The organism is uncultured Modestobacter sp., assembly GCF_947486615.1.
Classification (GTDB): domain Bacteria; phylum Actinomycetota; class Actinomycetes; order Mycobacteriales; family Geodermatophilaceae; genus Modestobacter.
The window spans coordinates 123,168-149,282 of record NZ_CANKUD010000009.1 but is presented as its reverse complement, the minus strand read 5'-3'; the positions used below and the strand labels follow the sequence as shown (position 1 = coordinate 149,282).

At 75.7% G+C, this 26,115-nt stretch carries 22 protein-coding genes; 14 read left to right on the top strand and 8 right to left on the bottom strand.

What is annotated here, in order from left to right:
• The first annotated feature begins 9 nt into the window (after positions 1-9).
• The 3 genes from Q1A09_RS16790 to Q1A09_RS16780 all read left to right on the top strand — a co-directional run bounded on the left by Q1A09_RS16790 (position 10) and on the right by Q1A09_RS16780 (position 3,219).
• Entirely contained in the window at positions 10-795 is a 786-nt protein-coding gene (locus Q1A09_RS16790; protein ID WP_299957347.1) for an SDR family oxidoreductase, read from the top strand.
• A 104-nt stretch (positions 796-899) separates the two neighbouring features.
• The gene (locus Q1A09_RS16785) at positions 900-2,117 is read left to right on the top strand and encodes an acetyl-CoA C-acetyltransferase (protein ID WP_299957344.1); all 1,218 of its coding nucleotides are present in this window, start codon (positions 900-902) and stop codon (positions 2,115-2,117) included.
• 79 nt (positions 2,118-2,196) lie between these two features.
• On the top strand, positions 2,197-3,219 hold the full coding sequence (locus tag Q1A09_RS16780) for an iron-siderophore ABC transporter substrate-binding protein (RefSeq protein ID WP_299957341.1): 1,023 nt from the start codon (positions 2,197-2,199) through the stop codon (positions 3,217-3,219).
• 43 nt (positions 3,220-3,262) lie between these two features.
• Here the strand turns inward: Q1A09_RS16780 and Q1A09_RS16775 are convergent, their stop codons facing one another.
• Positions 3,263-4,273, bottom strand: a complete 1,011-nt coding sequence (locus Q1A09_RS16775; protein WP_299957338.1) for a LacI family DNA-binding transcriptional regulator — start codon at positions 4,271-4,273, stop codon at positions 3,263-3,265.
• 145 nt (positions 4,274-4,418) lie between these two features.
• On the opposite strand from Q1A09_RS16775, the gene Q1A09_RS16770 reads away from it, so the two are divergent.
• From Q1A09_RS16770 to Q1A09_RS16750, 5 genes are all read left to right on the top strand, one after another.
• Entirely contained in the window at positions 4,419-7,859 is a 3,441-nt protein-coding gene (locus tag Q1A09_RS16770; protein ID WP_299957335.1) for a TM0106 family RecB-like putative nuclease, read from the top strand.
• Between the two features lie 113 nt (positions 7,860-7,972).
• Positions 7,973-8,971 carry a siderophore-interacting protein gene (locus tag Q1A09_RS16765; protein ID WP_299957332.1) on the top strand — a complete coding sequence of 333 codons (999 nt, stop codon included), beginning with the start codon at positions 7,973-7,975 and terminating at the stop codon, positions 8,969-8,971.
• Between the two features lie 28 nt (positions 8,972-8,999).
• Positions 9,000-9,155 (top strand): hypothetical protein, encoded by a 156-nt coding sequence (locus tag Q1A09_RS16760; RefSeq protein WP_299957329.1) that lies wholly within the window; start codon positions 9,000-9,002, stop codon positions 9,153-9,155.
• 4 nt (positions 9,156-9,159) lie between these two features.
• Positions 9,160-9,561 carry a hypothetical protein gene (locus tag Q1A09_RS16755; protein ID WP_299957326.1) on the top strand — a complete coding sequence of 134 codons (402 nt, stop codon included), beginning with the start codon at positions 9,160-9,162 and terminating at the stop codon, positions 9,559-9,561.
• A 43-nt stretch (positions 9,562-9,604) separates the two neighbouring features.
• Positions 9,605-10,207, top strand: a complete 603-nt coding sequence (locus tag Q1A09_RS16750; RefSeq protein ID WP_299957323.1) for a TIGR03086 family metal-binding protein — start codon at positions 9,605-9,607, stop codon at positions 10,205-10,207.
• A gap of 214 nt (positions 10,208-10,421) precedes the next feature.
• Here the strand turns inward: Q1A09_RS16750 and Q1A09_RS16745 are convergent, their stop codons facing one another.
• Entirely contained in the window at positions 10,422-11,381 is a 960-nt protein-coding gene (locus Q1A09_RS16745; RefSeq protein WP_299957320.1) for a hypothetical protein, read from the bottom strand.
• A 231-nt stretch (positions 11,382-11,612) separates the two neighbouring features.
• Between Q1A09_RS16745 and Q1A09_RS16740 the strand changes: the two genes are divergently transcribed.
• From Q1A09_RS16740 to eutC, 5 genes are all read left to right on the top strand, one after another.
• Positions 11,613-12,974, top strand: a complete 1,362-nt coding sequence (locus Q1A09_RS16740; RefSeq protein ID WP_299957317.1) for an MFS transporter — start codon at positions 11,613-11,615, stop codon at positions 12,972-12,974.
• A 45-nt stretch (positions 12,975-13,019) separates the two neighbouring features.
• A complete protein-coding gene (locus Q1A09_RS16735) occupies positions 13,020-13,973 on the top strand; it encodes a pyridoxal-phosphate dependent enzyme (RefSeq protein WP_299957314.1) in 954 nt (317 codons plus the stop codon).
• Between the two features lie 101 nt (positions 13,974-14,074).
• Entirely contained in the window at positions 14,075-15,538 is a 1,464-nt protein-coding gene (gene eat / locus Q1A09_RS16730; RefSeq protein ID WP_299957311.1) for an ethanolamine permease, read from the top strand.
• Complete coding sequence (locus Q1A09_RS16725; protein WP_299957308.1) at positions 15,535-16,944, top strand: ethanolamine ammonia-lyase subunit EutB; 1,410 nt, start codon at positions 15,535-15,537, stop codon at positions 16,942-16,944. The genes eat and Q1A09_RS16725 overlap by 4 nt, the downstream gene beginning before the upstream one ends.
• A complete protein-coding gene (gene eutC, locus Q1A09_RS16720; protein WP_299957305.1) occupies positions 16,941-17,768 on the top strand; it encodes an ethanolamine ammonia-lyase subunit EutC in 828 nt (275 codons plus the stop codon). The genes Q1A09_RS16725 and eutC overlap by 4 nt, the downstream gene beginning before the upstream one ends.
• A gap of 61 nt (positions 17,769-17,829) precedes the next feature.
• On the opposite strand, the gene Q1A09_RS16715 is transcribed toward eutC, so the two are convergent.
• Positions 17,830-18,099, bottom strand: coding sequence for a hypothetical protein (locus Q1A09_RS16715; RefSeq protein WP_299957303.1), 270 nt, complete (start codon positions 18,097-18,099; stop codon positions 17,830-17,832).
• A 37-nt stretch (positions 18,100-18,136) separates the two neighbouring features.
• Between Q1A09_RS16715 and Q1A09_RS16710 the strand changes: the two genes are divergently transcribed.
• Positions 18,137-18,790: a hypothetical protein gene (locus Q1A09_RS16710; RefSeq protein ID WP_299957300.1), complete on the top strand. Its 654-nt coding sequence runs from the start codon at positions 18,137-18,139 to the stop codon at positions 18,788-18,790.
• 1 nt (position 18,791) lies between these two features.
• On the opposite strand, the gene Q1A09_RS16705 is transcribed toward Q1A09_RS16710, so the two are convergent.
• Genes Q1A09_RS16705 through Q1A09_RS16685 form a run of 5 tightly spaced genes read right to left on the bottom strand, consistent with a single transcriptional unit; the run spans position 18,792 to position 26,088 of the window.
• Positions 18,792-19,166 (bottom strand): DUF1801 domain-containing protein, encoded by a 375-nt coding sequence (locus Q1A09_RS16705; RefSeq protein WP_299957297.1) that lies wholly within the window; start codon positions 19,164-19,166, stop codon positions 18,792-18,794.
• A 30-nt stretch (positions 19,167-19,196) separates the two neighbouring features.
• Positions 19,197-19,937: a GAF domain-containing protein gene (locus Q1A09_RS16700; RefSeq protein ID WP_299957294.1), complete on the bottom strand. Its 741-nt coding sequence runs from the start codon at positions 19,935-19,937 to the stop codon at positions 19,197-19,199.
• Positions 19,938-19,985: 48 nt separating this feature from the next.
• Positions 19,986-23,462, bottom strand: coding sequence for a thiol reductant ABC exporter subunit CydC (cydC, locus tag Q1A09_RS16695; RefSeq protein WP_299957292.1), 3,477 nt, complete (start codon positions 23,460-23,462; stop codon positions 19,986-19,988).
• The gene (gene cydB / locus Q1A09_RS16690) at positions 23,459-24,478 is read right to left on the bottom strand and encodes a cytochrome d ubiquinol oxidase subunit II (RefSeq protein WP_299957290.1); all 1,020 of its coding nucleotides are present in this window, start codon (positions 24,476-24,478) and stop codon (positions 23,459-23,461) included. The genes cydC and cydB overlap by 4 nt, the downstream gene beginning before the upstream one ends.
• Positions 24,479-24,504: 26 nt before the next feature.
• Positions 24,505-26,088 (bottom strand): cytochrome ubiquinol oxidase subunit I, encoded by a 1,584-nt coding sequence (locus Q1A09_RS16685; protein WP_299957287.1) that lies wholly within the window; start codon positions 26,086-26,088, stop codon positions 24,505-24,507.
• Between the last annotated feature and the right edge of the window lie 27 nt (positions 26,089-26,115).

Genomic DNA, 26,115 nt, shown 5'->3' with positions numbered 1-26,115 from the left:
GGCCTGGACATGACCGACACCAAGCCCCTCGCACTCGTCACCGGCGCCTCCAGCGGGATCGGGTTCGAGCTCGCCAAGCAGTTCGCCCAGCACGGCTTCGACCTGGTGATCGACGCCGAGGACCCGACCATCGACACCGCCGCGGCGCGGCTGCGGGCCGAGGGCACCGAGGTGCTCCCCGTCCAGGCCGACCTCCGCACCCCCGACGGCATCGAGAAGCTGTGGACCACGGTCCAGGGCCTCGGCCGGCCGCTGAACGCCGCGGCGCTCAACGCCGGCGTGGGCCGCGGTGGCGCCTTCGTCGACACCGACTGGGCCGACGACCTGGAGATCATGCAGCTCAACGTCGTGTCCACCGCCGCGCTGCTGAAGCTCTGCCTGGTGGAGATGACCGGTCGCAACGAGGGCCGGGTGCTGGTGACCTCCTCGATCGCCTCGACCATGCCCGGCGCCTACCAGCCCGTCTACAACGCGTCCAAGTCCTTCGTGCAGTCGCTCACCGAGGCGGTGCAGCAGGAGCTGAAGGACTCCGCGGTCACCGTCACCGCCCTGATGCCCGGGCCGACGGACACCGACTTCTTCACCCGCGCCGACCTGGACGACACCGCGATCGGCAAGGGCTCCAAGGACGACCCGGCGCAGGTCGCCGCCCAGGGCTTCGAGGCGATGATGAGCGGGGAGAAGAAGCTCACCGCCGGTTCGCTGATGACCAAGGTGCAGGGCGCGGCGAACAAGGTGCTGCCCGACGCGTTCAAGTCCTCCGCGCACGAGGCGATGGCCAAGCCCCGCGACTGACCTCCCGCCTGCGACGACGCCCCTCCCCGGTCCGCCGGGCGAGGGGCGTCGCCGTTCGTGCCGAGCCCCGTGCCTGGCCGGGGGAGGGCTGGCAGAGTGGGCGCATGGACGACGTCGTCATCTGCTCCCCGGTCCGCACGCCCGTCGGCCGCTTCGGCGGGGTCTTCGCCGGGCTCTCCGCCAACGAGCTGGCCGCCTCCGCGCTGCGCAGCCTGGCCGAGCGCGCCGGGCTCGGCGAGGGCGAGGTGGACGACGTCATCCTGGGCAACTGCAGCCCGAGCGGGGAGAACCCGGCGATCGGCCGGATCGCCGCGCTGGACGCCGGGCTCGGTGTGCAGGTGCCCGGGCTGCAGATCGACCGGCGCTGCGGCTCGGGCCTGCAGGCCGTGATCTACGCCGCGATGCAGGTCGCGGCCGGCTCCGGCACCGTCGTGGTCGCCGGTGGCGTGGAGTCGATGAGCAACGTGGAGCACTACGCCCTGGGGCTGCGCACCGGCGCGAAGGGCGACGGCGTGATGCTGCACGACCGGCTGGCCCGCGCCCGGGAGACCGCCGGCGGCGTCCACCACCCGGTGCCCGGCGGCATGCTGGAGACGGCGGAGAACGTGCGCCGCGAGTGCTCGATCGACCGGCTGGAGCAGGACGCCTGGGCGCTGCGCTCGCAGCAGGCCGCCGGCGCCGCGATCCGGGACGGCCGGTTCGCCGACGAGATCATCGGGGTCGAGGTGCCGGCCACCCGGAAGACGCCGGCCCGCCTGGTCACCGAGGACGAGCACCCCCGCCCGGACACGACGATGGAGGACCTGGCGAAGCTCCGCCCGGTGATGGGCCGGGTCGACCCGGAGGCCACCGTGACCGCGGGCAACGCCTCCGGGCAGAACGACGGCGCCGCGTTGTGCATCGTGACCACCCGCGCCGAGGCCGACCGCCGCGGCTGGGAGCCCTTCGTCCGGCTCACCGGCTGGGCGGTGGCCGGCGTGCCCCCGGAGACGATGGGCATCGGCCCGGTGCCGGCCACCGCCGCGGTGCTGGAGAAGACCGGCCTGAAGCTGTCGGACATGGACCTCATCGAGCTCAACGAGGCCTTCGCCAGCCAGGTGCTGGCCTGCCTGCAGGAGTGGGGTCTGGACGGCGGCGACCGGGACCGGGTCAACGTCAACGGCTCGGGCATCTCGCTGGGCCACCCGGTCGGCGCCACCGGAGCGCGGATCCTGGCCACCCTGGCCCACGAGATGCGCCGGCGGGAGGCCCGGTACGGCCTGGAGACGATGTGCATCGGCGGTGGTCAGGGGCTGGCCGCGGTGTTCGAGCGGGTCGTCTGACCGGCCCTCGCCGGGCTGGTCCGGGACCGGCGACGGGACCCACTACTTAGGTAAGGCTTGCCTGAGGTAGAAAGTGCGCATGTCCCGCACCCGGTCGCCGTTCGGGCGACGCACGTTGATCAGCAGCCTCACCCTCGGCACCCTGGCGGCCACCGCCCTCGCCGGCTGTGCGTCCGGCTCCGACGACGGTCAGGACGACGCGTCGTCCGGTGCCGCCGGCGAGAGCGCCTTCCCGGTGAGCATCGAGCACACCTACGGCACGACCGAGATCCCCGAGGAGCCCGAACGGGTGGTCTCCCTCGGCTACACCGAGCAGGACGCGATCCTCGCCCTCGGGGTGGTCCCGGTCGGCGTCCGCTACGCCTTCGGACCCGAGGACGACGTCTTCTTCCCGTGGGCCGACGAGGCCGCGGGGGACGCCGACCCGGAGATCCTGCCGCGCGCGGAGGTCGACCCCGAGCAGATCGCCGCCCTGCAGCCGGACCTGATCATGGCCGTGACCGCCGGCCTGACGGAGGAGGAGTACGACACCCTCTCGGAGATCGCGCCGACCGTCGTGCAGCCGGCGGAGCACATCGCCTTCGGCACACCGTGGCAGGAGCAGACCCGGATCACCGGCCAGGCGCTGGGGCAGTCCGAGCGCGCGGAGGAGCTGATCGCCGACGTCGAGGCCCAGGTCGAGGAGGCCGCCGCCGCGCACCCGGAGTTCGCCGGCAGGACGGTCACCCTCTCCGGCCCGGCGTACGAGGGCGAGTACCCCTTCCACACCTCTGACGACACCCGCACCCGGTTCTTCCTGGACCTGGGCATGACCGTCGACCCGGCGCTGGACGCCGCGGCGCAGAGCGACTTCTACGGCACGGTGAGCCGGGAGGAGGCCCAGCTGCTGGACGCCGACGTGCTGGTGTTCCAGGTGGGCTCCGAGGCCGAGCGGGCCGGCATCGAGGGCGACCCGGTGCTCGCCGGCCTGCCCACCGTGACCGAGGGCCGGTCGCTGTTCATCGTCGACGACGACTACGCCGCACTGCAGTTCGCCAGCGCGCTGAGCCTGCCCTACCTGCTGGACAGCTTCACCCCGCAGCTCGCCGAGGTCCTGGGCTGAGTCGATCCACGCCCGGCCCCGGTCGCACCGGGGCCGGGGGTGGTCAGCGCGGCGGTGCGGTCGACCCGCGGGCCACCAGCACCGGCTCGACCAGCTCGGCCCGGCGCAGCGGTGCCGCGGCCTCGCCGGTCAGCTGGGCCAGCAGGAGGGCCGCCGCGCGCCGGGCGAGCAGCTCCGCCCGGTTGTCGACGGTGGTCAGACCAGGGGACCACCACTCGTAGAACGGCTCGTCCTCGGTGCAGACCACCGACATCTGGTCCGGCACCCCCAGCCCGCTGTCCCCGAGCACCGGGACGGCGCCGAAGGACGCCTCGTGGTTGCTCACCAGCAGCGCCGTCGGCGGCTCGGGCAGGGCGAGCAGCACGCCGGCGGCCTCGCGGCCGAAGTCGGGGGTGAACGGCCCGCGGTGCACCAGCTCCGCCTGGACCGGCACCGCGGCAGCGGCCATGGCGGCGGCGAAGCCGGCGTGGTGCAGCCGCCCGGAGGTGATCTCCGGCGGGCCCTCGATCGCGGCGATCCGGGTGTGGCCGAGCCTCAGCAGGTGCTCGGTGGCCAGCCGGGCCGCCGTCTCGTAGGCCGACATGACCGACGGGGCCAGCGACCCGGGCACCTCGCGGTTCATCGTTACCACCGCCCGGCCCTCCCGGACCAGGGTGTTGATCAGGTCGGTGTTGGCCCCGGAGCCGGCGACGACCACCCCGTCGAAGGAGTGCTGGCGCACCGTCTGCAGGAACGCCGCCTCCCGGCCCGGGTCACCGCCGGTGGTGCAGACGAGCACCTGGTAGTCCTGCTCGGCGGCCCAGCCCTGCAGGCTCTCGGCGATGGTGTGGAAGGTCGCCGTCCGCAGGTTGTTGACCACCAGGCCGAGCAGGCCGGTGCGGCGGGTGCGCAGCGCGCTGGCCATCCGGTTGGGCTGGTACTGCAGCGCCGCCGCGGCCGCCTCCACCCGGGCCCGGGTGGAGGGCAGCACGGCGGGGTGTCCGGACAGGGCACGGCTGGCCGTGCTGGTGCTCACCCCGGCGGCGGCAGCCACCGAGTGCAACGTCGCGGACACGCTGGATTCCTACCGGTACGTCTCTTGCCCCAAACGGTCGCCCCCCGTCGGGCTGTCGTCAACGGGTGTGCTGCCCGCGGGATCGTCGTACCCCGACCGTACGGTCGGCCCCGGTCCTCCGCCGGAGGACGGGACGGAGGAACCGGTGTACCAGTCCGACGGCACGCTGGTGGTCAGCGCCAGCGACCTGACCGGCTTCCTGGAGTGCGAGCACCTCACCCGGCTGTCGATGGAGGTCGCCCGCGGGGAGCGGAGCCGGCCGCCGGCGGTCGACCCGATGACCGAGCTGGTCGCCGCGCACGGCATGGCGCACGAGGAGCGGCACGTCCAGCGGCTGCGCGACCGTGGGCTCACGGTGGTGGAGATCGCCGGGCCGGCCGGCAAGGACGCCGCGGGGCTGGTCCGCGCCCAGGTCGAGACGCTCGCCGCGATGCGGGCCGGCGCCGACGTGGTCTACCAGGCCACCTTCTTCGACGGCCGGTGGCGCGGGCACGCCGACTTCCTGCTCAAGCGCACCGACCGGGTCAGCGACCTCGGCGACTGGGCCTACGACGTCGCCGACACCAAGCTCGCCCGGCGGATCAAGGTGCCGGCACTGCTGCAGATGGCCCTCTACGGCGACCTGCTGGCCGGGCTGCAGGGCGTGCCGCCCGAGCTGCTGACCGTGGTCACCGGCGACCAGCAGGAGCTGGTGTTCCGGTACGCCGACGCCGAGGCCTACACCCGCGCGGCCCGCACCCGGTTCCTCGACCGGCTCGCCGACGGGCAGCTGGCCCCGCCCTACCCGAACGCGCACTGCGGCGTCTGCCCGTGGCGGGAGACCTGCACCGAACGCTGGCGCGCGGAGGACTCGCTCTCGCTGGTCGCCTTCATGCGCCGCGACCACGCCACCGCCCTCGTCGAGGCCGGCATCCCGACGGTCACCGCGCTGGCCGCCCGGCAGCCCGACGACCTGCCCGAGCCGATCGGCCGCTCCTCGCGCGAGCGGCTGACCCAGCAGGCCCGGCTGCAGGTGGCGGAGCGGGCCACCGGCGAGCCGTCCTACGAGTTCCTGCCCCGCGAGGCCGGGCGGGGCTTCGAATTGCTACCCCCGCCGAGCTCCGGTGACCTGTTCTTCGACATCGAGGGTGACCCGTTCGCCGGCGACGCGGGGCTGGAGTACCTCTGGGGCGTCCTGGACACCGCCGGGGAGTTCACCGCCTTCTGGGGCTGCGATCCGGCCGCCGCCGACCAGTCGGCCGCCGAGCGCGCTGCCTTCGAGCAGCTGGTCGACCACCTGACCACCGCCCACGCCGCCGACCCGGCGATGCACGTCTTCCACTACGCGCCCTACGAGCCGACCCGGCTGAAGACGCTGTCGGCCCGGCTGCAGACCCGGGAGGCCGAGGTCGACCGGCTGCTGCGGGGCGACGTGCTCGTCGACCTCTACGCAGTGGTGCGGCAGGGGCTGCGGCTGAGCAAGGAGTCCTACTCGATCAAGCAGGTCGAGGACTACTACCGCGGTCACACCCGGGCCCACGGGGCCGACGTCTCCGACGCGGGCGAGAGCATCGTCGCCTTCGAGCGCTGGCTCGCCACCCGCGACCAGGCGCTGCTGGACCAGATCGAGGCCTACAACCGCGACGACTGCGTCTCCACCCGGGAGCTGCGCGACTGGCTGGAGGCCCGGCGCACCGAGCTGCTCGCCTCCGGCGCGCGGCTGGGGCGGCCGGAGGACGGCGACCCCGAGGGCTCCGCGGAGAACGCCGCGGCCCAGGTGCTCCGCGAGGAGCTGGAGCAGCGGCTCACCGCCGGCCTGCCCGACGTCGACCGGACGCCGCACCAGCAGGCGACCTGGCTGCTGGCCCAGCAGCTGGGCTGGCACGCCCGCGAGGCCCGGGCGGCCTGGTGGGAGTACTTCCGGCTGCACGACTCCTCCGCCGAGGAGCTGGAGCGGGAGACCGCCGCGCTCGGGCCGCTGGAGGGTGCTGAGCTCGTCGGGGCGCAGGGGCGGTCGGTGCACTGGCGCTACACGTTCCCGCCGCAGGAGACCAAGGTGTCCGCCGGCAGCCGCTACGAGCACCTGCTGCCCGGCGGCGACGGCAAGCGGCCGTCCAGCACGGTCGTGGACATCGACGCCACCGCCGGCTGGGTGGTGCTGGCCCGCGGCGCGGCCGCCTCGCTCGAGCACCCGACCGGTCTGCTGCCCACCTCGCCGCCCGGCGACGCGGTGTTCCGGGCCGCGCTGGCCGATCTCGGCGAGCAGGTCGCCGGCAGTGGGATCGACGCGCCGGGGCCGTTCCGCGCCGCCCGCGACCTGTTGTTGCGCCGGCCGCCGCGGCTGCTCGACGGGGCGCCGCAGCGGGAGGCCGGTGAGGAGTCCGCGGCCGCCGCGCGCCGGCTGGCCGGCGTGCTCGACGGGGGAGTGCTCGCGGTGCAGGGCCCGCCCGGCGCGGGCAAGACGTACACCGGGGCGCGCGCGGTGGTCGACCTGGTGCGCGCCGGCAAGCGCGTCGGCGTCACCGCCTCCAGTCACAAGGTGATCGGCAACCTGCTCGATGCGGTGATGGTGGCCGCGCGGGAGGCGGGGGTGCCGATCCGGGCGCTGCAGAAGGCCGACGAGCTGCAGCGCTGCCGGGACGCGGACGTGCGCTGCGTGACCGCCAACGGCCCCGTCGTCGACGCGCTCGACGGCGGGGACGTCGACCTGGTCGCCGGCACCTCGTGGCTGTTCGCCCGGCCGGAACTGGCCGGCCGGCTGGACGTGCTGGTGGTCGACGAGGCCGGCCAGCTGTCCCTGGCCAACACCCTGGCGGTGAGCCGGGCCGCGACCAGCCTGGTGCTGCTCGGCGACCCGCAGCAGCTGCGCCAGCCGGGCCGGGGCATCCACCCCGACGGCGCGGACGTCTCGGCGCTGCAGCACGTGCTCGGCGACGCCGAGGTGCTCACCGCCGACCGGGGCGTCTTCCTGGACCGCAGCTGGCGGATGGCCCCGGCGCTGTGCCGGGTGGTGTCCGAGCTGTCCTACCGCGGGGAGCTGCAGCCGGCTCCGGTCACCGCGGGCAACGCGCTCGACGTGCCCGCCCGCTGGGCGGCGCCGGCCGGGGTCGGCTGGATCCCGGTGACGCACGAGGGCAACGGGTCGGCCTCCCCGGAGGAGGCGGCGGTGGTCGCCGCGCTGGTGGCCGACCTGGTCGGGCGCAGCTGGTGCACCGGGGCGGGGGAGCGGGTGATGACCCCGGCCGACGTGCTGGTGGTGACCCCGTACAACGCCCAGGTCAACCAGGTGCGCAGCGCCCTGGCCGGGGTGGGCCTGGCGGACGTGGAGGTCGGCACGGTCGACAAGTTCCAGGGCCGGGAGGCGGCGGTGGCCGTCTTCAGCCTGGCCGCCTCCAGCGGTGCGCACGTGCCCCGGCGGCTGGACTTCCTGCTCGACCGCCACCGGCTCAACGTCGCCCTTTCCCGGGCCAAGACGGTCGCCTACCTGGTCGGCAGCCCGGCGTTGCTGACCTCCCCGGTGCAGACCCCCGAGCAGCTCCGGCTGGTGAACGGGCTGTGCCGGCTGGTCGAGATTGCCACCGAGCACACCCGCGTCCCCGCCGGGTGACAGCGGGCCGACGCGAGTTCGGGTTCGGGGGTTCCCTTCGTTGGGTTGGTGAGGCTAGCCTCACCAACGTCCGGTTTGCGCACGAGCCGGTCTCGACGAGCGCAGGAGCAGCGATGACCACGGCGGTGACCGCACGGGCCGGTACGGCAGTCCTGGAGGACGTCGCCGAGCCGCAACCGGTGGTCCAGCAGCCGGTCGCCGCTCCCGACTACCGGTTCTTCCGCACCACCGTGGCCCGCGTGCAGCGGATCAGCCCGAGCTTCCTGCGGCTGACCCTCAGCGGCCCCGAACTGACCGGCTTCGGCGTCGGCGGCGCCGACCAGCGGATCAAGCTGGTGCTCTCCCGCGACGGCGCCCCTGTCGCCGACCTGCTCACCGACGGCCCCGGCTGGTACCAGGAGTACTGCGCGCTGCCCGACGACCGCCGTCCGCACCTGCGCACCTACACCGTGCGGGCCGCCCGCCCGCAGCTCGGTGAGATCGACGTCGACGTGGTGCTGCACGGCGTCGATGACGGTCACGCCGGGCCCGCCGCCAGCTGGGCGGCCACCGCCGTCGCCGGCGACCCGATGGTGCTCCTCGGCCCCGACCGCTCGATGCCGGCGAACGCGGGCAGCGGCCGCGCCTGGGGCGTGGAGTGGGCCCCGCCGGCCGACGGCACCCTGTTCCTCGCCGGCGACGAGACCGCCGTCCCGGCGATCAGCGCGATCCTCGAGGCGCTCCCGGCCGGCCGCCGGACGATGGCCGTGCTCGAGGTCCCCGAGGCCGGCGACGTGCTCAGCCTCGACGTCGCCCCCGGCATCGAGGTCCGCTGGCTGGTCCGTGGCAGCCGCGCCCGCGGCGAGGCGCTCGGCCCGGCCGTGCACGCGGCGCTCTGCGAGCTGGGCATCGCCGCCCGCACCCCCGGGCAGGAGCCCGAGGACGTCGACCTGGACGGCGGCATCCTCTGGGAGGTGCCCCCGGCCGGCGCCGACGGCTGCTACGCCTGGCTCGCCGGCGAGGCGGGGATGGTCAAGCTGCTGCGCCGCCGGCTGGTCCGCGACCTCGGCGTCCCACGCACCTCGGTGGCCTTCATGGGCTACTGGCGACTGGGCGCGTCCGAGGGCAGCTGACCGGAGCCGGAGGGCCTACGGTCAGGGCGTGCGTCCCTTCCTGCTCCTGCTGCTGGTTCTCCTCGTCCTCTGGATCGCGGTCAGCGTGATCGGCTTCATCGTGGAGGGCCTGTTCTGGCTGGCCGTGGTCGGCCTGCTCTTCGCCGCGGGCACCGCCGCACTCGCGATCGCCCGCCGCCGCTGACCCGGTGACCACCGTCCTGGTGGACGTCGCCAACGTCGTCGGGTCCCGGCCCGACGGCTGGTGGCGTGACCGTGCCGGCGCCACCGGCCGGCTGCTCGACCAGCTCACCGCCCTGCCCGGGCGCGAGCTGACCGGACCCGGCGGTGCACCGGTACCGGTCACCGCGCTGGTCGCCGTCGTCGAGGGGCAGGCCCGGGACGTCGCCGCCCCCGCCGGCGTCCGGGTCGTCCGGGCTCCCGGCAGCGGGGACGACGCCCTCGTCGCGACCGCCGCCGACCTCGCCGACGGCGACGACGACCTGCTGGTCGTCACCGCCGACCGGGGGCTGCGGGATCGGCTCCCGGCCGGGGCAGAAGTGGCCGGCCCCGGGTGGCTGCTGCAGGCCCTCGACGCCCGGCCGCGCTGAACCGCTGCTCCGCGCCCGGTCCCGGGCAGGGCAGGCTGGGCGGGTGACCGAGACCCTCCGCCCACCCGCGGCGGTGCGCGCCGCCGCCGGCCTGGCGTCCACCGTGTTGACCGCCGTCCGCCCCGAGCAGCTGACCGCCCCCACGCCGTGCCGGGATCTCGACGTCCGCGCGCTGATCGACCACCTGGCCTGGGCTGCCGTCCTCTCCCAGCGGTCGGCGACCGGCATGCCGCTGGAGCACGAGGCGAACAGCCTGACCCCGGCGCCGTTCCTGGACGGCCGGCCGGTGGAGGCGTGGGCCGCCGCCGTCCCCGAGGAGCTGGACACCGCCGCCGACGCATGGGCCGACCCGGCCGCGTGGAAGGGCGACACCCTCATGGGCACCGCGCCGATGCCGGCGGAGGTCGTCGGGCCGCTGATGCTGGCCGAGTTCGTGCTGCACGGCTGGGACCTTGCCCGGGCGATCGGCGCCGACTACGACGTCCCGGCCCCGCTCGGTGATGCGCTCCTCGCCGCGGTGACCCCGCTGGCGCAACTGGGCAGGGACGGCGGCTGGTACGGCCCCGAGGTGCCGGTGCCGGCCACCTCGACGGCCTTCGACCGTGCGCTCGGCCTGACCGGCCGCGACCCCGGCTGGACGGCCTGAGCCGGCGCCGACCACCCGGCTGAGCCCCGGCCAGGCGGCGGAGCCCGGTCAGCCGGCTGAGCCCGGGCCAGTCGGCGGAGCTCCGGCCAGCCGGCGGAGCCCGATCAGCCGGCGGAGCCCGATCAGCCGGCGGAGCCCGATCAGCCGGCGGAGCCCGGTCAGCCGGCTGGGCCGCGGCCCCGGCCGGGTGGCCTGAGCCGGGCGGCCGGATCGGTCAGTCGAAGAGGTGGACGGTGCGCACCCGGGTGGAGCGACGCCGGCCGGGCAGGCACGCAGCGAGGGCCAGGGCGAGCGCGACGCCGTCCTCGATGACGCCGGCCTGCCAGTCGGGCAGCCGGCCGTCCGCCCAGCGGCGCCAGCCGAGGCCACCGAAGGACCCGGCGGCGGAGCCGGCGATGCCGGCCACGACGGGCCACGCGGCGTTGGCGCCCTGCCGGCGGGACAGCAGCACGGCACCGCCGGCGCCGCTGGCCAGCCGGGCCGGCAGGGCGGCCGGGCTGGTGCGGTCGGGGACCCCGGGCTGCTTGTCGGCGTAGAGCTCGCCACCCAGGGAGGTCAGCGATGCGAGCTTCTTGGCCACGCCGGTGTCGGTGGCGGTGAGCGTCGGGCCGGCCAGGCCCAGGGAGCTGCGGCCGCCGGCGGCGACCCCGAGCAGCAGGGAACGGGCGACCAGGCCGGCGCGCGCCTTCTGGCGGGGCAGCACCCGCTCCTTCGGCGTCGGCAGGCCCGACACGACCGCCTGCACGGTCGCGCCGTAGGCCAGGTGCGGGACGGCGTCGGTGAGCCAGTCCTCGCGGGACCAGCCGCGCGGGTCGCTCACCCCGAGGGCGGCGACCGGTGCGTCGGTGGCGGCCATCGACAGGGCGCCCTTGACCACCGTGCCCACCGGGAACGGCATCCGGACCCCGGCCGAGCGGGCCACGCTGGACAGCACGCCCAGGCCGACGCCGTTGACGATCCCGGCCAGCGCACCGAGACCGCTGAGCCGGGACTCCCGGACGGCGCCCTTGCCGGGGACCTGCTGGCCGGTGACGTCGGCGAGCGCGTCGACGGTCTGCGCCGGCACGTCGCTGGCCGGCCGGCCGCGCAGGGCCCGATCGAGGTGGGTGACGGCGTTGAGCGCGGTGGTGCCGGCAGCGCCGGCGAGCAGCCCGCGGGTGAAGGTCCCGGTCATGACGTGACCGTGCCCACGGCGCCGTCCCGGCAACCGCCGGGGCGGGCGTGACGGCGGATGCCGGGGGAGGCGCCGACGTGCGCACACTCACGCCCACCGGACACCGGATCGACACGACGGGCACACGTTCGGCTGGCACCGTGGAGTCCAGCGCCCGAGGTCGTGTGCTCTCCGACCCCCGCCCCGCCCCGCCGCGCTGCGGTGCCGCGCGTCTCCTCCCGTGAAGGTCCCATGGTCATCTCTGTCTCCTCCCGTGCCCGCACCCCGATCGTCCGGACGCCGCCGTCGCTGGATCGGCTGCGGCTCGCCGTCGCCGTCCTCTTCGGGCTGGACGGCTTCGTCTTCGGCAGCTGGGCGGCCCGTGTGCCCGACGTCAGTGCCGCGACCGGTGCCGGTCACACCGCGCTGGGCGTCGCCCTGCTCTGCCTGTCCCTCGGCGCGCTGGCCTGCATGCAGGCCACCGGCGTCCTCTGCCGGCGGATCGGCACCGGCCGGGTGGCCGCGCTCGCCGGTGTCGCGGCCAGCGGCTGCGCCGTGCTGCCCGGGCTGACCACCTCGGTGGCCGGGCTGTGCGCCGCGCTGCTGGTGTTCGGCGCCGCCACCGGTGCGGTCAACGTCGCGGCCAACAGCGCCGGCGTCCAGGTCGAGGCCCGCGCCGGCCGGCCGCTGCTCTCCGGGCTGCACGCCGCCTTCAGCGCCGGCGGGCTGCTCGGCGCGCTGGTCGGCGGGCTGGCCTCTGCCGGGGTCGGGGTCGGCCTGCACCTGGCCCTGGTCGCCGTCCTCGGGCTGGCCGTCATGGCCTGGGCCGCGCCGGTGCTGGTCGGCGCCGACGCCACCGCCGGCGCGACCGACCCGCGGGTCGTGGTCACGCCGGGCGGTGGTGCCACGCGCCCGACCGGCGTCCTGGTGCTGCTGGGTGCGGTGGCCGGGGCCACCGCCTACGGCGAGGGCGCGCTCAGCGACTGGGGCGCGCTGCACCTGCGCGAGCAGCTGGCCGCCGCGCCGGCACTGGCGGCGGCCGGGTACGCCGGCTTCTCCTCGGCGATGGCCGTCGGCCGGCTCGCCGGCGGGCGGCTGGTGCTCGCCCTGGGGGAGCGCCGGCTGCTGGTCGGCGGGGCGCTGGTCGCCGCGGCCGGCGCGCTGGCCGCGGTCACGACGTCGTCCCTGCCGGTGGCGCTGGGCGGTTTCGTGCTCGTCGGGCTGGGGCTGGCCAACGTGTTCCCGCTGGCCATCGCCCGGGCCGGTGCGCTCGGCGGGCCCTCGGGGGTCGCGCTGTCGACGACCGTGGGCTACACCGGCCTGCTCGGCGGCCCGCCGGTGATCGGCTTCCTGGCCGAGCACGCCGGGCTGCCCACCGCGCTGGGCACGGTCGCGCTGATGGCGGTGCTCGCCGCGGTGCTGGTCCTGGGCATCGACGGCGAGCAGATCCGCCGCCCGGCGATGCCCGCCGGCTGGGCGCAGCCGGTGCTGTTCGGCCGGCGGCCGGTCGCGGTGGTGCTGCGCCCGATGGGCGCGGCGGTGCGCCCGGCGGTCACCCGGGTGCGCAGCGGGGCGGGCACCTACGTGCGCGACCTGCAGCTGCTGGAGGTCTGACCCGGGGGTGGTCAGCCGGCCCGCGGCAGGCCAGGCTGGCTCCCCGTGACCACCCCGGCTCCCGTGCGCCTGTCCAGCTGGCCGACCCCGCTGGAGCCTGCGCCCCGGCTCGCCGCCGCGCTCGGGCTCCGCGCGGACGACCTGTGGGTCAAGCGCGACGACCTGACCTCGTTCGCCGGCGGCAACAAGGTGCGCAAGCTGGAGCACCTGGTGGCCGAGGCGGAGACCGCCGGCGCCACCGTGCTGGTGACCAGCGGGGGAGTGCAGAGCAACCACGCCCGGATGACCGCGGCCGCCGCGGCGGTGCGCGGGCTGTCCGCCGTCCTGGTGCTCTCCGGTGCCCCGGACGCCGCCCGCCCCGGCAACCTGGCGCTGGCCGAGCTCTTCGGCGCCCGGCTGGTGGTGGTCCCGCCGGGGGAGGACGTCGACGCCCGGGTCGCCGACGTCGCGGCGGAGCTGCAAGCGGCCGGGGAGGTGCCTGCCGTGCTGCCGCTGGGCGGGTCGACCGCCACCGGTGCGCGGGGCTACCTGGCCTGCGCGGCGGAGCTGACCGAGCAGCTGCCCGACCTGGACAGCGTGGTGGTGGCGGTCGGCTCGGGCGGCACGATGGCCGGCCTGGTCGCCGGGCTCGGCGCCGAGCGGGTGCTGGGCGTCGACACCGGCGCCGTCGCCGACGCGGCGGCACGGGTCTCCGCGCTGGCCACGGCGCTCGGGGCGACCGTCGGGGAGCTGCGGCTGCGCGGCGACCAGGTCGGCGAGGGCTACGGGGTGCTCACCCCGGCGGCGCGCGTGGCGATGACCACGGCCGCGCGCACCGAGGGCCTGGTGCTCGACCCGGTCTACACCGGCAAGGCGCTCGCCGGGCTGGCGGCCGCGGTCGCCGACGGGACGCTTAGCCTGGGCCGGCGGACCGTCTTCCTGCACACCGGCGGCCTGCCCGGGCTGTTCGGTCACCCGCACGCAGCGCAGCTGGCCGGGGACCTGATGGGCCGGGTGTGAACACCGTGTTCCGAGACGTCGCACCCCGTTGACCAGGGGCGGCGGGGGGAACACGCTGGCCCGCACCTGATCCACGCCGGTGCCGAGTCGGAGGACCGCAGATGACCGTCGAGCCCGCAGCCGCCCGCACCGCGCACGGACCGGGCCGGGGGGTGGAGGCGGAGTCCGTGGACGCCGGCTACCTGGAGAAGCGGCAGCTCCGCGGGGGCACCGCCGGCTGGGTGCTGCTGGCCGGCCTCGGCGTCGCCGCGGTCATCTCCGGTGACTACGCCGGCTGGAACTTCGGTCTGGCCGAGGGCGGCTTCGGTGGGCTGCTGATCGCCGTCGTCCTCATGGCGGTCATGTACTCGGCGATGGTGTTCGGCCTGGCCGAGCTGGGGTCGGCGCTGCCGACCGCCGGTGGTGGTTACACCTTCGCCCGCCGGGCGCTGGGTCCGTGGGGTGGCTACGCGACCGGGGTGGCGGTGCTGATCGAGTGCGCGATCGCCCCGGCCGCGATCGCCACCTTCATCGGCGCCTACGTCGAGTCGCTCGGGCTGTTCGGCATCACCGACGGCTGGTGGGTCTACCTCGCCGCCTACGCCCTGTTCATCGGCATCCACCTGCTGGGGGTCGGCGAGGCGCTGAAGGTGATGCTGGTGATCGCCGCCGTCGCGGTGGCCGGGCTGGTCTTCTACCTGGTCGGGGCGGTGCCGGCGTTCGACGGGGCCAACCTGACCGACATCGCGCCGACCGACGCCGCCGGTGCCTCGGAGTTCCTGCCCTTCGGTCTGATCGGCATCTGGGCGGCCTTCCCGTTCGCCATCTGGTTCTTCCTGGCGGTGGAGTGCGTGCCGCTGGCCTCCGAGGAGGCCAGGGACCCGGCGCGGAGCATGCCGCGGGGGATCGTCGCGGCGATGGGCCTGCTGCTGGTGCTCGCGGTGCTGATGCTGGTGTTCACCGCGGGGGCGGGTGGCTCGGAGGCGATGTCGGCCAGCGGCAACCCGCCGGTGGAGGCGCTCGAGGTCGCCGGGGCGTCCAGCGGGCTGACCACGGTGATCAACTACGCCGGCCTGGTCGGTCTGGTCGCCAGCTTCTTCTCGATCATCTACGCCTACTCCCGGCAGACGTTCGCGCTCTCCCGCGCCGGCTACCTGCCCCGCGCGCTGTCGGTGACCAACGCCCGCAAGGCGCCGGTGCTGGCGCTGCTGGTGCCCGGCGCGATCGGCTTCGCCCTCTCGCTGACCGGCCAGGGGGCCATGTTGCTCAACATGGCCGTCTTCGGCGCGACGGTCTCCTACGTGCTGATGATGGTCAGCCACATCGTGCTGCGCCGCCGCGAGCCCGACCTGCCCCGGCCCTACCGCACGCCCGGCGGCACGGTCACCACCGGCGTCGCGCTGGTGCTCGCCGCGGCCGCGGTGCTGGCGACGTTCCTGGTCGACCCGGTCGCCGCGGGCTGGACGCTGGCCGCCTACGCCGTGTTCATCGGCTGGTTCGCGTTCTACAGCCGGCACCACCTGGTCGCCTCCGCCCCCGAGGAGGAGTTCGCGCTGCTGGCCGCCGCCGAGGAGGACGTCAGATGACCGTCCGCCGGACGACGCTGGGCGGGCACACCCACGAGTTCCGCTCGCTCACCGACGTCCTGGCCAAGGCCACCCCGGCCCGCTCCGGGGACGTGCTGGCCGGGGTCGCCGCGGAGTCGCAGGCCCAGCGGGTCGCCGCCCAGCACGTGCTCGCCGACGTCCCGCTGGCCACCTTCCTCACCGAGCAGGTCGTCGGCTACGACGAGGACGACGTCACCCGGCTGATCCTGGACACCCACGACGGCGCCGCCTTCACCCCGGTCGCCTCGCTGACGGTGGGGGAGTTCCGCGACTGGCTGCTGGCCCGGGCCGCCGAGCGCGACGAGGTGGCCATCTCCGCCCTGGCCCGCGGGCTGACCCCGGAGATGGTCGCCGCTGTCTCCAAGCTCATGCGCAACGCCGACCTGGTCGCCGTCGCCCGGCGGACCCGGGTGGTCACCGGCCTGCGCGGCACCCTCGGCCTGCCCGGCCGGCTGGCCTCCCGGCTGCAGCCCAACCACCCCACGGACGACGCCGTCGGGGTGACCGCCTCGATCCTGGACGGCCTGCTGCACGGCGCCGGGGACGCCGTCATCGGGATCAACCCGGCCACCGACAACCCGGCGCAGACGATCGCGCTGCTGGAGCTGGTCGACGCGGTGATCAGCCGTTACGAGATCCCCACCCAGTCCTGCGTGCTGGCGCACGTGACCACCACGCTGCGGGCGCTGGAGGCCGGCGCCCCGGTCGACCTGGTGTTCGCCTCCGTAGCCGGCACGCAGGCGGGCAACCGCGGCTTCGGGATCACGCTGGACCAGCTCACCGAGGCCCGCGCCGGCGCGCTGGCGCTGGGCCGGGGGACGGTGGGGGACAACGTCACCTACTTCGAGACCGGGCAGGGCTCGGCGCTGTCGGCCGACGCGCACCACGGCGTCGACGGCCCGGTCGACCAGCAGACCCTGGAGTGCCGTGCCTACGCCGTCGCCCGGCACTTCGACCCGCTGCTGGTCAACACCGTCGTCGGGTTCATCGGCCCGGAGTACCTCTACGACGGCAAGCAGGTGATCCGGGCCGGGCTGGAGGACCACTTCTGCGGCAAGCTGCTCGGCCTGCCGATGGGCGTGGACGTCTGCTACACCAACCACACCGACGTCGACGGCGACGACACCGACGTCCTCACCCTGCTGCTCGGTGCGGCGGGCTGCGCGTTCGTCATCGCCGTCCCCGGCTCGGACGACGTGATGCTGCACTACCAGTCGCTGTCGTTCACCGACGTGCTCACCGCCCGCTCGGTGCTCGACCTGCGCCCGGCGCCGGAGTTCGAGGCGTGGCTGGCCCGGATGGACCTGCTCGATGACGCCGGCCGCGTCCGCGAGCTGACCCCCGACGCCCCCGCCGCCCGCACCCTCCTCGCCGCCGCCCGATGACCACCCCCAACGGCCATGTTGGCCACCATGGCCGGAACACGGCGGACCGGCCGTCGGCCCACGACGGCCATGTTGGCGAACATGGCCGGACGGACGACCCGTGGGCGGTGCTGCGGGAGGCGACCCGGGCACGGGTGGCGCTGGGGCGGGCCGGGGACGGGCTGCCCACGGCGCGGGAGCTGGAGTTCCGGGCGGCGCACGCGGCCGCCCGGGACGCGGTGCACACCGCGCTGGACGCCGACCGGGTGCGCGCCGCGCTCGCCGCGGCCGGCGTCGGGCTCGACGTGCTGGAGGTGCACAGCCGGGCACCGGACCGCACGACCTACCTGCAGCGCCCCGACCTGGGCCGGCAGCCGGCCGCGGACACGCAGCTGCCCGGCGGACCGCACGACCTGGCGCTGGTGGTCGCCGACGGGCTGTCGCCCCGTGCCGTGCACGAGCACGCCGCCGGCACGGTCGCCGCCGTCCTCGACCGGCTGCCCGGCTGGTCGGTCGCCCCGGTCGTGCTGGCCCACCAGGCGCGGGTGGCGCTCGGTGACCCGATCGGCGCGGCGCTGGGCGCCGGAATCGTCGTCGTCCTGGTGGGGGAGCGGCCGGGGCTGAGCTCCGCCGACAGCCTGGGGCTGTACCTGACGCACGGCCCGCGGCCCGGGCGGGCGGACTCCGAGCGCAACTGCATCTCCAACGTCCGGCCCCCGCACGGGCTCGGCTACGCCCAGGCCGCCGACACCCTGGTCGCGCTGCTGCAGGCCTCCCGCCGGCTGGGCGCCTCCGGCGTCGTCCTCAAGGACGAGGGGACGGCGCTCCCGCCCGGCGCTGCCTGATGGCCCCCTCTCAGGGGCCCGCCCCGAGCCTGCGAGGGGTGGGGGGAGAGGGGGTCCTTCGTCAGAACCGGCGGAGGGGGCCGATCTTCATCACCGAGCTGAGCAGGGCCTCCAGCGGGTGGCGCTTGGGGCGCTGCACCTCCGCCGGCCAGTCCGGGACCATGTCCGGGTCGGCGTCGGCGATGGCGACGTCGGCCACCCGGCCCTGCAGCCGGGCCCGCACCTCTTCGGCGGAGTAGGCCCGGCGGTGGCGTTCGTGGCGGACCAGGACGGCGCCGGTCGCGGCCACGCCGACGATCCCGGCGACTCCGAGCAGCTTCGAGGGGCGCATGAGCCGTTACGGTAGTGGTGTGGCTCACTCTCGTGCGGTGTCCCGCACCTCCGGTCGTGTGTTGTCGCTGCACGAGGCCGTCGAGCTGACCCGGACCGGCGACGTCTGGGTCTTCCGCGGCGCCTCGCTGGCCGACCGGGCCATCCAGACGCTCACCAACGCCCCGGTGAACCACGTCGGGATGGCCGTCGTCCTCGACGACCTGCCGCCGCTGCTCTGGCACGCCGAGCTGGGCCACTCACTCGCCGACGTGTGGTCGGGCCGGCACCAGCGCGGCGTCCAGCTGCACGACCTCTCCGACGCCGTCTGTGTCTGGAAGAAGCGGTACGGGCAGCAGGCCTGGCTGCGGCAGCTGGTCGGCCCGGCCGACGACGGCGGGGTGACCCGGGAGATGGAGGACACCGTGCTGCGCACCATCGCCCGGCTGGACGGGAAGCCGTTCCCGACCACCCGGCACCTGGCGCACGGCTGGGTCAACGGCAAGTTGCGCCGGCACCAGACCAACGACACGGTCTTCTGCGCCGAGCTGGTCGCCACCACCTACACCGCGATGGGCCTGCTGCCGAAGAACCGGCCGCTGAACGCCTACGACCCGGGCAGCTTCTGGTCCGGCGACGACCTGCCGCTGGCCGACGCCCAGCTGGGCACCGAGATCCAGGTCGACGTCCCCGACGGGCCGGCCTGCGACTGACTCAGACCCGCACCCAGCGCTCCACCAGCGCGACGATCGCGGCCTCCTTCGCCGCGACGTCGGCGGAGTCACCGAGGGTGAGGACGGCGCGGTCGGAGTCGGCCCAGCGCAGCAGCCCGGTGTCGTCGCCGAACTCGAAGCCGGCGGTCTCCAGCGGCTTCGCGCCGCGGTGGAAGACCAGCTGCAGGTGGTCGACGGGGAACAGTCGGAAGGTCACCCGGTCCACGCCCTTGGAGCAGAAGCTGGGGGCCCGCCACTTCACGTGCTCGGTGAGGTCGGCGTCCGAGGCCATGATCGCCGCGCGGAGCCGGCGGACGTCGTCCGCCCGCGGGTGGTCCAGGGTGGCCAGGAACTCCTCGACCGTGGGCTGCGCCATGCGGCCACCATGCCTCATCGCCGGGCCCGCTCAGCCCGCGCCGGGCCGCCCGACGACGTCGGCGGGCACCAGGCGGCCGCTGACCAGGTCCGCGGCGACCGAGTCGACGGTGCGGCCGGCCCCGTAGGCGTGCGCCCGCAGCACGGCCAGGGCCTCGGCGGCGTCCAGGTCCAGGGCGGCCGACGTCAGCCCGACCGCCTGCCAGACCGCGGCCCGGCGCTCGGCCGGCGGGCTGTGCAGCCAGTGCGGGCCCTCGGCCTCCGACCAGGTCGACCAGACGGCGGCGTCGGTGAGCGCCGCGGCGACCAGGTCGCCGACGGCGACGGCGTCGAACACGTCCAGCGAGGCCACGCCCGCCGGGTCGGTGAGGTAGAGGTCGAGCGCCCCGGTGCCGGCCAGGGCGTGCCGTACCGGGAGGGACACCACGCCCCGGTAGGGCGTCTGCTCCAGCAGGAGCTCGGCGAGGACCGGCCACCGCCGCTGCAGGTCCTCGGCGACCAGGAACACCGGGTGCCCGGTGGTGACGGAGAGCAGGCACGGCCCGTTGCCGACGGTGAACTGCAGCCGCTCCGCCCGTCCTGCCGCGGCGGGGCTCGCGCCGAGCGGGCAGCGGCCCAGCCGGGACAGCTGCACGCTCAGGCCGGCGCCGTCCACCGGCAGCACCCGGGTGACGACCCGGGCCAGCCGCTCGGGCAGCAGGTGCCCGTCGTCGTCCTCGCTCCCGGCGGTCTCCGCGGCGAGGGCGGCGGTGAAGCGCTGGGCCAGGCTCACGTACCGAGGATCACCGGGTGGCCCGCGGACCACAGGGTCTCGGAACGGTCAGCGGCGCGCCGCCACCTGTGCGTGCGTGCCGAGGTCGACCAGGGTGTCGTCGTCCCCGGCGAGGTCGCGGTCGTGGGTGACGCAGACGACCAGCCGCCCGGCGAGCGCCCGGCGCAGGTCCGCCACCAGCGCCGCCGCGGTCGGCGGGTCCAGGTGCGCGGTCGGCTCGTCGAGCAGCACCACCTCGCGGTCGGCCAGCAGCGCCCGCGCGACGGCCAGCCGCCGCCGCTCCCCGCCGGACAGCGACGTGCCGCCGGCGCCGACGGGGGTGTCCAGGCCGGCGGGGAGCGAGACCAGGAGGGCATCCAGCCCGGCGTCGGTCATGGCCGCCCGCATCGCCTGCTCACCCGCCGGGCCGGCGAGCTCGCCGCGCGGCCGGGCCAGCGCCAGGTTGGCCCGCAGCGGCGCGTCGAAGACGTGCGCGTCCTGCGGGCACCAGGCGATCGCGGCCTGCACGTCGTCCCGGGTCAGCCGGGCCACCGGCACCGGCCGGCCGCCGTCGCTGAGCACGTGGTCGCCCGATGCCGGCCGCAGTGCGGCCATCAGCACCGACAGCAGCGTCGACTTGCCCGACCCGGACGGCCCGGTGACCACCAGCCAGCCGCGGCCGGCGGTGGCGACCAGGTCGAGGTCGCGCAGCACGCCGGGGCGGCCGGGCCAGCCGGCGGTGAGGTGCTCGGTGGCCAGCTCGCGCACCGGCCGCGGCGGGGTGAGCCGGTCGGCCGGGGCGGGGTCGGCGGCGACCGGCTCGGCCAGCACCGCCTCCACCCGGGCCCGCGCGTCGGCCCAGGCCAGCCGGTGCCGGCGGGCGGCGCCCAGCGCGGTCAGCGGCTCGAGCAGCGCCAGCGGGGCCAGCGCGAGGACGGCGGCGACCGGGGCGCTCAGCTCCCCGGCGCGCACCGCCGCGGCCCCGGCCCACAGTGCGAGCACGGCGGCCGATCCGGAGGCCAGCACGGCGATCGCGTCGCCGGCCGCGGCCGCCGCGGCACCGGCCTGGGCAGCGCGGCCCTGGCGGCGGCCCAGCGCGTCGAGCCGGTCGGCCGCAGCCGGAGCCAGCCCGTGCGCCCGGAGGTCGCCGGCGGCCTCCAGCGTCCCGGCGGTCTCCCGCAGGGTCACCGTCTGCAGCTCGGCGGCGGTGCGGGCCACTCCGCGGTCGGCCCACCGGTGCACCCCGAGGACGGCGAGCACCGCGGCGAGCAGAACCGCGGCCACCAGCGCGCCGGCCCTCGGTTCGAGCAGGGTCAGCACCGCTGTCGTCCCGGCGAGCACGATGCCGGAGACCAGCGGCGGGGTAACCGCTCGGACCGAGAGGTCCTGCAGCAGCCCGACGTCGCCGACCAGCCGGGCCAGCGCGCGGCCCGGTGTGCGGTCGGCGGCCGGGCCCTGTGCGATCAGCGCCCGCCACAGCCGCAGCCGGGTGTCCGAGGCGAGCCGGAAGGCGGCGTCGTGGCTGGCCAGCCGCTCCAGCCAGCGCAACAGTGCCCGGCCCAGCCCCGAGGCCCGGACGCCGACGATGGCCACCATCAGGGTGAGGATCGGCGGCTGCTCGGCGGCCCGGACGATCAGCCAGCCCGACACCGCGGTGAGCGCGACGCCGAAGGCGCTGGACGCCGCGCCGTAGCCGACGGCGCGGGTGACCGCCCGCCGCGGCCAGGAGAGCCCGGTGGTCGGGGCGGCCGAACTCGTGGCGCCGCTCGTGGGGGCACCCGGCGACTCACCGGCCGGCGCGACCGCCGGGGCGCGCTCGGGCCCGGGCACGGTGGTCAACGCCGGGACGGCGGTGCGGCCGGGCAGGTCGACGGCCCGGTCGGCCAGCGCGGCCAGCGCCGGCTCGTGGGTGACCAGCACGGTGCAGAGCGAGCCGCGCAGCCGCACCAGCAGCTCGGTGACCCGGGCGGTGGCGGCGGGGTCGAGGGAGGCGGTCGGCTCGTCCAGCAGCAGCACCCGGGCGCCGCGCTGCACCCGCACCAGAGCCCGGGCCAGCGCGACCCGCTGCAGCTCGCCGGGGGAGAGGGTGCGGCAGGCGCGGTCGCGCAGGTGCGCGGCGTCCACCCAGCCCAGCGCGGTGTCGGCGAGGTCGGTGGCCCGCTCCTCCGGCACCTCCCCGGCGTGCCGGCGCAGCTCGTCGAGCACGGTGTCGGCGACGGTGTGCGGGAACTGCGGCACGACGGCGACGTCTGCCGGGGCCAGCACGGCGCCGTCCACCCGTGCGGTGCCGCCGTCCAGCAGCTGCCCGGCGAGGACGGCGAGCACGGTGGACTTGCCCGAGCCGCTGGGCCCACGCAGGGCGACCAGCTCGCCGGGCTCGACGGCGAAGGAGAGGCGCTCGACCGCGGGAGCGCCGCGGCCGGGGAAGGCGACGGTCAGGCCGGTGATGGTCAGCCCGCGCAGCTCACCGGCCGGCGGGACGGCCAGGACCGGCCGGGGCGCAGGGGTCGCGAGCACCGCGCGGGCGGCCGCGGCGGCCTCGGCGGCGTCCTCGGAGGCGTGGTGCGCAGCGCCCAGCGCCCGCAGCGGGGCGAAGGCCTCCGGGGCGAGCAGCAGGGCGAGCAGGCCGACGTCCAGGCTCATCGTCCCGTCGGCCAGCCGGATCCCGACGGTCACCGCGACCAGCGCGACCGACAGCGTGGCGAGCACCTCCAGCACCAGGGAGGAGAGGAAGGCGATCCGCAGCGTGGCCAGCGTGCGGCGGCGGTGCGACTCGCCCAGCTCGGCGAGCGCGGCCAGCTGGTCGGCGGCGCGGCCCAGGCCGACCAGCACCGGCAGCCCGCGCACGAGCTCGGCGACGTGCCCGGCGATCCGGTCCAGCGCGCGGGCGGCCTCGGCCGTCTCGTCCCGGGTGTGCAGCCCGACCAGCGCCATGAACAGCGGGACCAGCGGGAGGGTGACCGCGACCAGCAGTGCGGAGAGCCAGTCGGTGACGCCGATGGCCACCAGCACCACCGGCGGGACGACGATCGTCTGGGCCAGCGCCGGCAGGTAGGTGGCCAGCGCCGGGCCGAGGTCGTGCAGCCGGGTGGTGGCCAGCACCGCGGCCGGGCCGCTGCCACCGGCGGCGGTGACCGCCTCGCCCTCGCCGGCCAGCAGCCGGTCCAGCAGCCGGCGGCGCAGGGTGTCCTCGGCCCGGCGGGCGTCCCGGGTGGCCAGCACGCCACCGGCCCACGACCCCAGCGCCCGGACCGCGACCCCGGCGAGAGCCACCAGCAGCGCCGTCCCCGGCGTCGTCCCGGCCGCGACGTCGGCGACCGCGCGGGCCAGGCCGGCGGCGAGCAGCACCACCCCGGCGGTCTGCACCAGCGCGACCACCGCGGCCCGCACCAGCGCCCCGGTCAGCCCGGGCACCCCCGCCAGCGCCCCCAACGGCCCCCGCCCGGCGCGGCCAGGTTCGCCGACCTGGCCGGGCGCCGGGGACGCGGCCATCCCGGCCGAGCGGCCATGTTGGCCAACATGGCCGGTGGGGTGCGGGGAGGTCATGCGTTCACCGGCTCCTCGGTGTGCGGGGTCTCCGGCTCGGCGGTGAGGCGCTTGCGGAACACCCAGTAGGTCCAGGTCTGGTAGCCCAGCACCACCGGCAGCCCGACACCGGCCGCCCAGGTCATGATCGTCAGCGTGTAGTCGCTGACCGAGGCCTCGGCGATGGTGACCGAGAACGCCGGGTCGATCGAGGAGACGACCACCACCGGGTACACGGCCCCGAAGATCGTCGCGGCGGAGGCCAGCATCACCACCGCCCAGGCGGTGAACGCCTGGCCCTCGCGGTCGACCCGGATCCGGGTCCAGGAGACCAGCACGGCCAGCGCGGCGACCAGCCACAGCGCGCCGGTGACGAACGTGCCCGACCGCAGGTGCACCAGCCCCGCCCAGGCCAGCAGCGGCAGGGCGGCGACCGGTGACCAGCGGACGGCGAACCGGCGGGCGGCGACCCGCACCGGGCCGTCGGTCTTCAGCGCCAGGAACACCGCGCCGTGCACCGTCGACCAGGCCAGCAGGGCGACCCCGCCGAGCAGCGCGGACCAGGTGACGCCGGCGAACGCACCGCCCACCCGGATGCCGTCACCGTCGATCGGCAGGCCCAGCGTGGTGCCACCGAGGGCGGCGCCCACGCCGAGCGCGGCGATCAGCGAGCCGGCGGTGATCACGTGGGTCCAGGTGCTGTCCCACTGCGCGGTGTGGTGCGAGTGCCGCCACTCGAAGGCCACCGCTCGGATGATCAGGCCGAACAGCACCAGGACGAAGGGCAGGTAGAGCACCGGCAGCCAGGTGGCGTACCAGCCGGGGAAGGCGGCGAAGACCGCGCCGGCCGCGGTGATCAGCCAGACCTCGTTGCCGTCCCAGAGCGGGCCGATGCTGCGCAGCATCAGGTGCCGGTCGGCGGCCTTGCGGCCGATCACCGGGATCAGCGCGGCGACCCCGAAGTCGAAGCCCTCCAGCAGCAGGAAACCGGTCCAGAGCACCGCGACCGCGGCGAACCAGAGCGTCTGCAGGTCCATGTCAGCTCTTCTCGATCAGTCGGGGATCAGTACGCGAAGGACAGGACGTCGTCGTCGGAGTCGCGCCGGGTGCTGGCGCTGCCAGGGGTGACGTCGGCGCCGCCGCTGACGTCGTCGTCCGGCGAGCCCTCGGGGGTGTGCCCGGGCGTGGGGGCCCCGTCGCTGGTGGTGACCCCGCGGCGGACGAACCGGGTGAGCAGCCACAGCTCCACCACCGCCAGCGCCCCGTAGACCAGGGTCAGGCCGATCAGCGACGTCCACACCTCGGTCGCGGTCACGCCGGGGGAGACGGCCTGGGCGGTGAAGAAGTAGACCTGGTCCTCGCGCGGGACGTCGGGGTTCGGGTAGACGACGAAGGGCTGGCGACCCATCTCGGTGAAGATCCAGCCCGAGGCGTTGGCCACGAACGGGGCGCCGATGGCCAGCACCGAGCCGTAGACGCCGATCGGGTTGGTCGGCACCCGGCCCTTGCGGGTCGACCAGAGCGCGTAGCCGCCGACCGCCGCCGAGACCATGCCCATGCCGATCATCAGCCGGAAGTTCCAGTAGGTGACCGCCAGCAGCGGGGTGTAGTCGATCGGCTCGCCGGCCTTGTCGCCGAACGAGGGGTCGTCGGGGTAGGTGGCCCCGTAGGCGGCCGAGTACTCCTCCTGCAGCTCGTTCACCCCCGGGACGGCGGTGGAGAAGTCACCGTGGGCGAGGTAGGAGAGCAGGTAGGGGACGGTCCAGGAGTGCACCTCGTCGCACTCGTTGGAGCCCAGCTTGCCGAAGGCGAAGATCGAGAAGGGCGCGGGCGCCTCGGTGGTGCACAGTGCCTCGGCCGAGGACATCTTCAGCGGCTGCTGCTCGTACATGAGCTTGGCCTGGTAGTCGCCGGTGACCGCGGTGAGCAGGAAGGCCGCGACCGAGACGTACCCGCCCAGCCGCACCGAGCGCCGCCACACGTGGTGGTCGGGGTCGGTGGTCGGGGCGCCGGCCAGCTTCCGCTTGCGCAGGTGCCACAGGCCGATGCCGACCAGCGCGGCGCCGGCGACCATGAGCGCGGCGACGATGGTGTGGCTGAAGGCGGCGAGCGCGGTGTTGTTGCTCAGCACCGCGAAGAAGTCGACCTGCACGGGGCGGCCGGTGGCGTCGTCGGTGACCACGCCGACCGGGTGCTGCATCCAGGAGTTGGCCGCGATGATGAAGTACGCGCTGACGATCGAGCCGATGACCGCGGCCCACAGCGTGGCCAGGTGCACCTTCTTCGGGATCCGGCCCCAGCCGAAGATCCACAGGCCGAGGAAGGTCGACTCGAGGAAGAAGGCGAGCAGCGCCTCCAGGGCGAGCAGCGAGCCGAAGACGTCGCCGACGAAGCGGCTGTACTCGCTCCAGGCCAGCCCGAACTGGAACTCCTGGACCAGGCCGGTGGCCACGCCCAGCACGAAGTTGATCAGGTAGACCCGGCCCCAGAAGCGGGTCATCCGCAGCCACTCGGGCTTGTCGGTGCGCACCCACATGGTGTGCATGACCGCCACCAGGATCCCGAGTCCGATGGTCAGCGGGACCATCAGGAAGTGGTAGACGGTGGTGATCCCGAACTGCCACCGGGCGATGTCCAACACGTCCACCGGGGTTCCTCCAGTTGCTGACGTACG

What these genes read in the sequence shown, in the direction of transcription:
- Q1A09_RS16790 (WP_299957347.1), top strand. Translation starts at nt 10, where the DNA reads ATGACCGACACCAAGCCCCTCGCACTCGTCACCGGCGCCTCCAGCGGG.
- eat (WP_299957311.1), top strand. Translation starts at nt 14,075, where the DNA reads ATGACCGTCGAGCCCGCAGCCGCCCGCACCGCGCACGGACCGGGCCGG.
- Q1A09_RS16740 (WP_299957317.1), top strand. Translation starts at nt 11,613, where the DNA reads ATGGTCATCTCTGTCTCCTCCCGTGCCCGCACCCCGATCGTCCGGACG.
- Q1A09_RS16715 (WP_299957303.1), bottom strand. Translation starts at nt 18,099, where the DNA reads ATGCGCCCCTCGAAGCTGCTCGGAGTCGCCGGGATCGTCGGCGTGGCC.
- Q1A09_RS16780 (WP_299957341.1), top strand. Translation starts at nt 2,197, where the DNA reads ATGTCCCGCACCCGGTCGCCGTTCGGGCGACGCACGTTGATCAGCAGC.
- Q1A09_RS16765 (WP_299957332.1), top strand. Translation starts at nt 7,973, where the DNA reads ATGACCACGGCGGTGACCGCACGGGCCGGTACGGCAGTCCTGGAGGAC.
- Q1A09_RS16745 (WP_299957320.1), bottom strand. Translation starts at nt 11,381, where the DNA reads ATGACCGGGACCTTCACCCGCGGGCTGCTCGCCGGCGCTGCCGGCACC.
- cydC (WP_299957292.1), bottom strand. Translation starts at nt 23,462, where the DNA reads ATGACCTCCCCGCACCCCACCGGCCATGTTGGCCAACATGGCCGCTCG.
- eutC (WP_299957305.1), top strand. Translation starts at nt 16,941, where the DNA reads ATGACCACCCCCAACGGCCATGTTGGCCACCATGGCCGGAACACGGCG.
- Q1A09_RS16705 (WP_299957297.1), bottom strand. Translation starts at nt 19,166, where the DNA reads ATGGCGCAGCCCACGGTCGAGGAGTTCCTGGCCACCCTGGACCACCCG.
- Q1A09_RS16725 (WP_299957308.1), top strand. Translation starts at nt 15,535, where the DNA reads ATGACCGTCCGCCGGACGACGCTGGGCGGGCACACCCACGAGTTCCGC.
- cydB (WP_299957290.1), bottom strand. Translation starts at nt 24,478, where the DNA reads ATGGACCTGCAGACGCTCTGGTTCGCCGCGGTCGCGGTGCTCTGGACC.
- Q1A09_RS16785 (WP_299957344.1), top strand. Translation starts at nt 900, where the DNA reads ATGGACGACGTCGTCATCTGCTCCCCGGTCCGCACGCCCGTCGGCCGC.